7 protein-coding genes and 1 pseudogene are annotated in these 10,329 nt (G+C 74.9%); 5 read left to right on the top strand and 3 right to left on the bottom strand.

Going from position 1 to position 10,329, the window contains the following annotated elements:
- Positions 1-145: 145 nt before the first annotated feature.
- Together aspA and ACIBNE_RS35840 are read right to left on the bottom strand one after the other, a co-directional pair.
- Positions 146-406 (bottom strand): annotated as a pseudogene (gene aspA, locus ACIBNE_RS35845) (aspartate ammonia-lyase); the annotation flags it as partial.
- Positions 405-1,433 (bottom strand): asparaginase, encoded by a 1,029-nt coding sequence (locus tag ACIBNE_RS35840; protein ID WP_399279248.1) that lies wholly within the window; start codon positions 1,431-1,433, stop codon positions 405-407. The gene ACIBNE_RS35840 and the pseudogene aspA, both read right to left, overlap by 2 nt.
- An 84-nt stretch (positions 1,434-1,517) precedes the next feature.
- Here ACIBNE_RS35840 and ACIBNE_RS35835 point away from each other — a divergent pair, with 84 nt between their 5' ends.
- From ACIBNE_RS35835 to ACIBNE_RS35820, 4 genes are all read left to right on the top strand, one after another.
- A complete protein-coding gene (locus ACIBNE_RS35835) occupies positions 1,518-1,973 on the top strand; it encodes an Lrp/AsnC family transcriptional regulator (protein WP_399279246.1) in 456 nt (151 codons plus the stop codon).
- 251 nt (positions 1,974-2,224) lie between these two features.
- Positions 2,225-3,352 (top strand): ribosome small subunit-dependent GTPase A, encoded by a 1,128-nt coding sequence (gene rsgA, locus ACIBNE_RS35830; protein WP_399279244.1) that lies wholly within the window; start codon positions 2,225-2,227, stop codon positions 3,350-3,352.
- Between the two features lie 69 nt (positions 3,353-3,421).
- The gene (locus ACIBNE_RS35825) at positions 3,422-4,756 is read left to right on the top strand and encodes a DNA-3-methyladenine glycosylase 2 family protein (protein WP_399279398.1); all 1,335 of its coding nucleotides are present in this window, start codon (positions 3,422-3,424) and stop codon (positions 4,754-4,756) included.
- 36 nt (positions 4,757-4,792) lie between these two features.
- A complete protein-coding gene (locus ACIBNE_RS35820; protein WP_399279242.1) occupies positions 4,793-5,284 on the top strand; it encodes a DUF456 domain-containing protein in 492 nt (163 codons plus the stop codon).
- 88 nt (positions 5,285-5,372) lie between these two features.
- On the opposite strand, the gene ACIBNE_RS35815 is transcribed toward ACIBNE_RS35820, so the two are convergent.
- Entirely contained in the window at positions 5,373-6,356 is a 984-nt protein-coding gene (locus tag ACIBNE_RS35815; protein ID WP_399279240.1) for a helix-turn-helix domain-containing protein, read from the bottom strand.
- Positions 6,357-6,554: 198 nt separating this feature from the next.
- Here ACIBNE_RS35815 and ACIBNE_RS35810 point away from each other — a divergent pair, with 198 nt between their 5' ends.
- Complete coding sequence (locus ACIBNE_RS35810) at positions 6,555-10,295, top strand: S8 family peptidase (RefSeq protein WP_399279238.1); 3,741 nt, start codon at positions 6,555-6,557, stop codon at positions 10,293-10,295.
- Positions 10,296-10,329: the final 34 nt, after the last annotated feature.

Genomic DNA, 10,329 nt, shown 5'->3' with positions numbered 1-10,329 from the left:
CCGCGCGGGGGGGGGGGGGGGGGGGGCCGCGCCCCCCGCGGGGGGGGGGGGGGGGGGGGGGGGCGCGCGGGGGCCCCCCCCCCCCCCCGGGGGCGGGGGGGGGGGGGCCCCGCCCCCCCCCCCCCCCCCTCCCTCATGCGTGGCGTCAGCCCGCGAGCAGCTCCGCCGGCAGGTCCTCGGGCAACAGGCCGCGCTCCAGCGCGAGTTCGGCCACCCCGCGCCCCGTGCGCAGGGCCTCCTGGGCGATCTCGGTGGCCGCCGCGCACCCGATGTGCGGATTGAGCGCCGTCACCAGTCCGATGGAGTTCTCCACCGTCGCGCGCAGCCGCTCGGTGTTGGCGGTGATGCCCGTGACGCAGCGCTCCGCGAGCGTCAGACAGGCGGCCCGGCGGGGTGTCCGGCGCTCACGCGGGGACCCCCACGCGCGCGGGGGCCGCCGCGCCGGAGGCGGTTCCCAGGACGAGCCGCCGCAGCAGCTCCGCCCGCTCCTCGTGCGGTACGTCGGCCAGCAGCGCCGCCAGCACGGCGATCCGCGCCTGGCCCGCGCGCAGCGTGCCCGTGAGCACGGCGCCCGCCGCCACCAGGTCCACCGCCCCGCCGCCCGTGTAGATCGGCGAGACGGGCCCCGCGGGCACCCGCGTGGTCACCGCGACCAGCACGCCCGCGCGCACCGCCGCCGCGATCGCGTCCACCATCAGGGGCGTGGCGTTGCCCGCCCCGGTCGCGACCAGCACGAGCCCCCGGGCGCCCGCCGCCACGGCCGTCTCCACGAACAGCGGGTCCGCGTCGCAGTGGTGCATCACGACGTCCACCCGGGGCAGCGGCCCCCGCACGGCGGGCAGCGGCAGCGGCGCCGACCGCTCGGGGCGCGCCCGCAGGTCGACCCGCCCGAAACCGAGGCGCCCCAACGCCCCGTCGCCCGACGGGTCGGTGAACGGGTGCGACGCGACGGTCTGCGTCTTCACGGTGCCGCGCGCCGCGTGCACGAGCCCGTCGAAGACCACGAGCACCCCGAGGTCCCGCACGGTCGCGGCGACCTGGAGCGCGTCGTACACGTTGCCGGGACCGTCCCCGTCGACGGCGCCGAGCGGCCGCTGCGCGCCGGTGAACACCACGGGGCGCGGGTCGTCGTGGTGCAGGTCGAGGAGGAACGCCGACTCCTCCAGGGTGTCGGTCCCGTGCGTCACCACGACGCCGTCGACCCGGGGGTCGGCGAGCGCGGCGCCGACCGCGCGCAGCAGTTCGAGCTGCTGCGCGGACGTCAGCCGCGAGCTGTTCACGTTGAACAGGTCCACGACGTCGACCACGACGCCGTCCGGGACCGCGGCGCCCGCCAGCACGTCGCCGCCGGAGGCGTCGGCCGCGTAGCCGGTGCCCTGCCAGCGGCTGGCTATGGTGCCGCCCGTACTGATGAGGGTGATATGTCTCTCCACCGGCGCAACGATAGGCGGGAAGGCGCGCAATCCGATTGCGAATCGAGCCCCGGTACGGCTGGCACTGTGGTGCAAAATTGCGTCATGGACCGAATTGACCGCCACATCTTGCGCGAGCTCCAGCTGGACGGCCGCCTCAGCAACCAGGAACTCGCCCAGCGCGTGGGCCTCAGCCCGTCCCCCTGCCTGCGCCGCGTCCGCCAGCTCGAACAGGACGGCGTCATCAAGGGCTACCGCGCGGTCATCGACCCGGAGGCCGTCGGCCGCGGCTTCGAGGTGCTGGTCTCCGTCGAGGTCAGGCGCGACCGGGCGACGGTCGAGGCGTTCGAGGAGGCGCTGCGCGACATCCCGGACGTCATCGAGGCGTACCGGCTGTTCGGCAGCCCCGGCTGCCTGCTGCGCATCGCGGTCGCCGACCTCGCCGCGTACGAACGCCTGTGGATCGAGCGGCTGACGGCACTGGACGGGGTGACGGGGGTGAACTCGCAGATCGTGATGAAGCGCGTGAAGGAGGGCACGGGCCTGCCGGTCGAGCGGTGACGGTCCGGCGGCGGGCCGGGCCCCGCGGAAAACTCCTGGCGCGCCTCCCGGCACCGGATGTATGGTCGCTCCGCCGACCCGGCACACCGGGCCGCACGAACCACAGCACGTAGAGCGGAAGCAGGAGGTGAGGACATTGATGACTGTCACGGCGACGGGCGCTGCCCGCACTCAGGAGTTCATCGACGTTCCCACCCCTGTGGTCTCCGGCTGACACGTTCGTTCCGGGGCCACCCTTCGAAGGGTCCCCCTTGTTCCACACCACGCTCAACACCGGTTCTTCTTCTTCCACCACCTCCGGTGACTCCGCCCTCGCCGCCCACGGCTGGGACGCGCACTGGGAGGCCGAGTTCGCTCCGTACGCCGCCCAGGGCCTGCTCCCCGGGCGCGTCGTGCGCGTCGACCGCGGACAGTGCGACCTCGTCACCCCCGAGGGCCCCGTCCGCGCCGACACCGCGTTCGTCACCCCGCACGACCCGCTCGCGGTGATCTGCACCGGCGACTGGGCCGCCGTCGACCCCGTCGGCAGCGACCCCCGCTACGTACGGGCGTACCTCCCGCGCCGCACGGCCATGGTGCGCTCCACCTCCTCCACCCGTTCCGAGGGGCAGATCCTCGCGGCCAACGTGGACCACGCGATCGTCGCGGTCTCGCTCGCCGTCGAGCTGGACCTCGGACGCATCGAGCGGTTCCTCGCCCTGGCCTGGGAGTCCGGCGCGCAGCCGCTCGTCGTGCTCACCAAGAGCGACCTCGTGCCCGACGCCACCGGCCTCTCGTACCTCGTCGAGGACGTCGAGACCACCGCGCCCGGCGTCCAGGTGCTGCCCGTCTCCTCGCACACCGGCGACGGCATGGACGTCCTCTCCGCCGTCGTCTCCGGCGGTACGAGCGTGCTCCTGGGCACCTCGGGCGCGGGCAAGTCCACCCTCGCCAACGCCCTGCTCGGCGAGGACGTCATGGAGGTCCGAGCCACCCGTGACGTGGACGGCAAGGGCCGCCACACCACCACCACCCGCAACCTCCTCGTCATGCCGGGCGGGGGAGTGCTGATCGACACCCCGGGGCTGCGCGGCGTCGGCATGTACGACGCCGAGGCCGGGGTCGGCCAGGTCTTCTCGGAGATCGAGGAACTGGCCGCCGACTGCCGCTTCCACGACTGCGCCCACGAGTCGGAGCCCGGCTGCGCCGTCCTCGCCGCCATCGAGGACGGCTCGCTGCCCGAGCGCCGGCTGGAGAGCTACCGCAAGCTCCTGCGCGAGAACCGGCGCATCGTCGCCAAGACCGACGCCCGCATCCGCAAGGAGATGCTCAAGGACTGGAAGCGGATGGGCGCCGAGGGCAGGGCGGCCATGGAGCTGAAGCGCGGACGGCAGCGGTAGCCGCCCGCGAGCGCGACGTCCGAATCCCGCGAGCCGGTGTGCGCCACCAGGCGCACACTGGACCGTGTGATGGACGAAGAGACCAGGTACGAGGCGGTGAGCAGCCGCGACGCGCGCTTCGACGGAGAGTTCTTCTTCGCCGTCGCGACCACCGGCATCTACTGCCGGCCGAGCTGCCCCGCCGTCACCCCGAAGCGGAAGAACGTCCGCTTCTTCCCGACGGCGGCCGCCGCGCAGGGCAACGGCTTCCGGGCGTGCCGGCGCTGCCGCCCCGACGCCGTGCCGGGCTCCGCCGCCTGGAACGTCCGCGCGGACGTCGTCGGCCGTGCCATGCGCATGATCGACGACGGCGTGGTGGACCGGGAGGGCGTCCCCGGCCTCGCCCAGCGCCTCGGCTACTCGCCCCGCCAGGTCCAGCGCCAGCTCAACGCCGAGGTCGGCGCCGGGCCCATCGCGCTCGCCAGGGCCCAGCGGGCGCACACCGCGCGCGTCCTGCTCCAGACGACGGCACTGCCCGTCACCGAGATCGCGTTCGCCGCGGGCTTCGCGAGCGTGCGCCAGTTCAACGACACCGTGCGCCAGATCTACGCCCGCACCCCCAGCGAACTGCGCACGGAGGCCGGGACCGGCACGGGCGCCGCGGCGGGCACCGGGGGCGCGGCCTCGGGCGTCCCGCTGCGGCTCGCCTACCGGGGCCCGTACGCCGCCCGGGAGGTCTTCGACCTGCTCGCGGCCGAGGCCCTGCCGGGGATCGAGGAGGTCGCCGGCGGGCCGGGCGCGCGCACCTACCGCCGCACGCTGCGCCTCCCGTACGGGTCGGGGCTCGCGGCCGTCGACGAGCGGGCGACCGGCGGGTCGTGGCTGGACGCCCGCGTCCACCTCACCGACCTGCGCGACCTCACCACGGCCGTCCGGCGGCTGCGGCGCCTCTTCGACCTGGACGCCGACCCGTACGCGGTCGCGGAGCGCCTGGGCGCCGACCCCGAGCTGGCACCGCTGGTCGCCGCCAGGCCGGGGCTGCGCTCGCCCGGAGCGGCCGACCCCCAGGAGTTCGCGGTACGGGCGGTGGCGGGCGCGGGCGAGTCGGCGCGGCTCGTGGCGGCGTACGGCAAGCCCCTGGACACGCCCTGCGGCACCCTCACCCACCTCTTCCCCGCGCCGGACGCCCTGGCAGAGGTGCCCGCCCTCGCCCCCCTGACCGCAGTGCGCCTGGACCCGGGCGCGGACCGCGAGGCGGCGGAGCGCGAACTGATCGCGGCGGGCGTGGCACCGGGGACGGCGGCGCTGATCAGGATGCGGGCGCTGGGGGACCCGGACGTGGGGCCGGGGCCCGAGGGGTGGCGTCCGTGGCGCTCGTACGCCGCCGGACACCTGGCGCTCGTCGCGGGGCGCGGGGCGCTCTGACAGGCGGGACCGGTCCCCGTCCCGCACCCTTGTCAGATGAGTGACTGGCAGCTCGCCCTGGTCGGAGTCGTGATGCTCCTCGGGCTGCTCGGCGTCCTGGTCCCCGGGGTGCCGGGGCAGGCCATCGTCTGGGCGGCGGTGCTGTGGTGGGCGCTGGAGTCGCGGTCGGACGCGTCGTCCCTCTCCTGGTGGATCCTGATCGGCGCGACGGGGACGCTGCTGCTGAACCTGGCGGTGCAGCGGCTGCTGCCGCGCGGCAGACCCAGGGAGGCGGGGGCGCCGCGGCGCTCGGCGCTGATCGGCGGGGTCGCCGGGATCGCGGGGTTCTTCGTGCTGCCCGTGGTGGGCGGGGTGCTGGGGTACGTGGGCGGCACGTACGCGGCGGAACGCGTCCGCCTGGGCGGGCACGGCGCGGGCTGGGCGTCCACGAGGAGCTGGCTGCGGACCGGCGGCAGGTCGGTCCTGGTGGAACTGATGGCATGCCTGCTGGTGGTGGGCGCGTGGGCGGGGGCGGTGAGGTGGGGGTGAGCGGGAGCGGGGCACACGCCGCACGTACCCACCGCCCCCGCACGGCCCCCGGGGTACGGGGCCCGCCCCCCGTACCCCGGGCGGAGCCCTACCGCGTGACCCACCCGCGCTCGTACGCGTGCCACCCCAGCTGAAGCCGCGTCGCCACCCCCGCCCGCTCCATCAACCCCTTCACCCGCCGCTGCACCGTCCGCAACCCCAGGTCCAACTGCTTCGCGACGCTCGTGTCCGTCATCCCCGCCAGCAGCAGCGACAGGATCTCCAGATCCGTCGCGTCGGGCCCCGTCCCGTCCTCCGCCGGGCACGGCAGCCCCCCGCCGCCCAGCCGCACCGGCACGGCCTCCCGCCACACCGCCTCGAACAGGCCGGTCAGCGACTCCAGCAGCCCGCTCGCGTGCACCACGAGCGCCACGTGCTCCGCGCCCCGCCCCTTGAGCGGCACCATCGCGAGCGAGCGGTCCGCGACGACCAGCTTCGTCGGCACCCGGTCCACCACCCGCACCCGCTCGTCGCGCCCCAGCGCGGCCGTCACCTCCACGATCCCCGACGGGAGTTCGAGCACCTCGCGCTCGATCACCACCCGGTACTCCACCCCGCGCGCCGTCACCAGCGCCTCGGTGTCGTTCTCCGTACCCGAGACCACCTGCGGCCGGCCCGTGACCAGCGCGCACACCTCCTCCACCGCCCCCAGCTGGAGCTGGACGAAGCGGTGCGCCACCGCGCTCGCGCCCGTGACGACCTCGACCAGGTCGTGCACGGCCGTCTCCGGCGCCTCCGCCCGGTACTCCTCCGACAAGAGCGCCGCCGCCAGCTCCGCCTGCTCCAACTCGTGCCGCTGCTGCGTCAGCAGCGCGCCCAGCGCCACCCCGGGCGGCGCCGCCACCCACCGGCCGGTCCGCGCCGACGACTGCGCGGCGAGACCGCGCCGCTCCAGCCGCCGCAGCGCGTGCTCCGTGTCCCGCTCCGGGAGCTCCAGCCGGTGCGCCAGATCGGACACCTCGGCAGCCCCCACCGCGACGAGCGCGCGGTAGGCGGACTCCTGTCGTTCGTCGAGCCCTATCGCTCCGAGCACCCCTGGATCCCCACCCTCCACTTTCACCGTGGTCCGCCGTGGCGGAAACAGGCCACGGCACAAACCCGCCGCCGACATCATCCCCGCACCCCCCGTACCTCTGCCAAGGTGGCGCCACCGCAGCACCACCCCGCACCACGCACCACCAGCGGAAAGAACCACCAACCTGCACATCTTGAGCCTTCTTTGGGGAGAGCGATGCGTCCTATATCGCGCACGGCCCTGGGCGTGGCCACCGCCGCCGTCCTGGCCGTCACCGCGGTCGCCCCGGCCACGGCCGGCGAGCCGTCGGAGCCGGACAAGAGACCGATCGCCGGCAGCGGGGCGAGCCGGAAGGCGGACCCGCGGCCCGTCACCGTCACCCTCGTCACGGGCGACACCGTCCTGGTCACCGGGGACGGTACGGGCGCGGCCACCGCGACCCCGCTGCCCCGCGAGGACGGCACCCTGCCCCGCGTACAGACCCGGCAGAACGGACGGAACCTGTACGTCTACCCCGAAGGCGCGGTCTCCGCCCTCGCGGCCGGGCGGGTCGACCACGAACTCTTCAACGTCACCGGCCTGATCCGGCAGGGCTACGACGACGCGCACACCAAGACCCTCCCGCTGATCGCCGTCTACGGCGCGCCCGCCGCCCGCCTCGCCCCGGCCGCCCCGCGCGGCGCCACCCGGGGCCTCGCCCTGCCCGCCGTCGGCGGCGTCGCCCTCAAGGCCGACAAGAAGAAGGCCGCCGACTTCTGGGCCGACGTCACGGGCGCCGGGGCCGCCCGCGCGAGCGCCGCTCCGCGGCCCGTCAAGCTCTGGCTCGACCGCAAGGTCAAGGCCACCCTCGACCAGTCGACGAAGCAGGTCGGCGCGCCGGCCGCCTGGGCCGCCGGATACGACGGCAAGGGCACCAAGGTCGCCGTCCTCGACACCGGGGCCGACGCCGAACACCCCGACCTCAAGGGCCGCGTCACCGCCCAGAAGAACTTCACCGACTCCGACTCCACCGACGACCTCCAGGGCCACGGCACCCACACCATCTCCACCGTGGGCGGCTCGGGTGCGGCCAGCGGCGGCAGGAAGAAGGGCGTCGCCCCCGGCGCCGACCTCCTCAACGGCAAGGTCCTCAACGACTCCGGATACGGCGAGACCTCCTGGATCATCGCCGGCATGCAGTGGGCCGTCGACAGCGGCGCCGACGTGGTCTCGATGAGCCTCGGCTCGCCCGAACCCACCGACTGCACCGACCCGATGAGCGTCGCCGCCGAGGAACTCGCCCGGTCCAAGGGCACGTTGTTCGTCGTCGCCGCGGGGAACGCGGGCCCCTCCCTCAACACCGTCTCCTCGCCGGGCTGCGCGCCGAGCGTGCTGACCGTAGGCGCCGTCGACCGCGACGACACCACCGCGCCGTTCTCCAGCGCGGGCCCCGCCATCGACGCGGGCCGCACGCTGAAGCCCGAGATCGCCGCGCCCGGCGTCGCCATCTCGGCGGCGGCAGCGGGCGGCCGGGGCAAGGACGCCTACCAGTCCATGTCCGGTACGTCGATGGCCACCCCGCACGTCGCGGGCGCCGCCGCGATCCTGAAGCAGCGTCACCCCGACTGGACCGCACAGCAGTTGAAGGCGGCCCTGGTCTCGTCCGCCGCCCGCACCCCGGGCGACGTCCGCCGGACGGGCGCGGGCCGCCTCGACGTGAAGGCCGCGATCGACACGACCGTCACCGGCGCCCCCGCACTCCAGGGCGGCACCTTCAACTGGCCGCAGGACACCAGCGACCGCACCACGGTCCGCGTCCCGTACACCAACTCGGGCGCCAGGCCCGTCACGCTGGGCCTCGCCGTCGAGGACGTCACAGGCAACGACGGCAGCCGCGTCCGCTCCACCGTCGCCCGCCTCGCCGAGCGCACCGTCACCGTCCCCGCGGGCGCCACCGTCGAGGTCCCGCTCGCCCTGGACCCGGCCGCCCGCCTCACGTCCGCCCAGTACGGCGACGTGACGGGACGCGTCGTCGCCACCGCGCGCGGCGTCCGCGTCACCACGCCCTTCTCGCTCTATGTCGAGCCCAGGACCGTCACGCTCCGCGTGAAGCTGATCGACCGCACGGGCAGGCCCGCCGACGGCCCCTCCTCGCTCGACGTCATCGGCACCGACACCGCGAGCGGCGAGCGCCGCTTCAACGAGGGCGCCACCGACCAGGTCTACCGGCTGCGCCCCGGCGCGTACTTCGTCTCCAGCTTCGTCGAGTCGCCCGACCTGACGCTCGGCTACCTCGCCAGGCCCCAGTTCGACCTCACGAAGGACACCACCCTCGTCCTGGACGCCCGCAAGGCGCACCGGCTGGCCGTCCGCACCGACGACCGGCCCACCGAGACCCGCACCGCCACCCTCGCCTTCGGCCGCACCTGGGACGACACCTGGCTGCACGCCGGATCCATCTCGGGCAACCGCCTCGCCACGTACTACGCCGACGTCCAAGGGCGCGCGAAGGACGGCTCGTTCGAGTTCGCCAGCTACTGGCGCGCCTACGCGCCGCAGATCGAGAGCCTGCGCGTCGCGGGCGGCCCCGAACTGCACCCCGTCGTCGTGAGCGGCGGCTCGGAGAACCTCGACGGCACCGGCGCGGCCCGCCTCGTCGACGCGGGCGACGGAACCCCCGAGGAACTGGCCGCGGCCGGGGCCAAGGGCCGCATCGCCCTGGTCCGCGCCCCCGCAGAGGGCGGCATCACCGCGCAGGCCGAGGCCGCGAAGGCGGCGGGCGCCACCGCGCTGCTCCTGCACCGCGCCGCCCCCGGCCGCTGGCTGGCCACCGCGGGCTTCACCGGCGGACCGCTGCCGATCCTCACCCTGGAGGCCGCCGAGGCGAAGCGGCTCGCCGACGCGCTCGCCACGGGGGAGGTGACGCTGCGCTGGAAGGCCACGGCCAGCAGCCCGTACGTCTACAACCTCGCGTTCCCCGAGGGCGGCCCCGTCACCTCCGCGCGCACCTACCGCGTCCGCGACGCGCGCCTGGCACGCAACGCCTCGACGTACCGCGCGATGGGCGTCGCCACCGACTACGTCGACCTGCTGCTCACCCCGGGCCCCGGCGGCTCCACCGTCTCAGCATCCGGACTCGACGTGGTCAAGGCCCCCTCCAGCCGCACGGAGTTCTACACGCCCGGTGGCGCGGGCTGGGACCACCTGGTCTCCTCCAGCTTCCCCTACGGCGAACTGCTGACCGACCAGCGCCGCGTCTACCGCGCGGGCCAGAAGCGGAACGAGACCTGGTACGGCGGGGTGGTCGCCCCGGGCGCCCCGCGCGACGCCGAAGGCAAGGCCGGTCTCGCGGGCGAGCGGCAGGGGAACGTGCTGGGCTTCGCCCCGGCCTTCTGGTCGGACTCCGAACGCGCGGGCGACGCGGGCTCGTTCGGCGACATCGGCAGCACGGTCCTCAAGCGGAACGGCGAGGAGATCGGCCGGAGCTCCTACCCGTACGGCGTGTTCGAGGTCCCGGCCGAGGACGGGGCGTACGAACTGACCCTGAACACGATGAAGTTCGGCATCCCCAGCCGGGTCTGGAAGCGCTCCACACAGACCGGGACGAGCTGGCGGTTCCGCTCCGCGCTCGATGAAAACACCGCATCGCAGGGTCTCCCGCTGCTGTTCCCGGGCTACTCTTTCGACGAGGACGGTCTCAAGACCCTCCCGGCCGCGGACGGCCAGCACATCCGGCTGACCGCCACGGGGCACGCGGGCTACCAGCCCGGCACCCTGACCGCGGCGAAGCTCTCGTACTCCTACGACGGCGGCGAGACCTGGACCGGGGCGAAGACCGCCCGGCTGTCCGGAGTCTGGACGGCGACCGTGAACCACGCGGGCGCGGACGGCAGACAGGTCACGCTGCGCACCGAGTTGACCGATTCCCGCGGCAACTCCGTGATCCAGACCGTGACCAGCGCATACGCCGTGCGCTGAGCGCACCCGACCGGTCCGCCGGGCGTCCTTCCCG

Origin of the sequence: Streptomyces sp. NPDC050504 (assembly GCF_044458065.1) — a bacterium.
In the GTDB taxonomy this organism is placed as follows: domain Bacteria; phylum Actinomycetota; class Actinomycetes; order Streptomycetales; family Streptomycetaceae; genus Streptomyces.
Note: the sequence above shows the minus strand (reverse complement) of the source record. Positions and strands in the feature narration are given on the sequence as shown.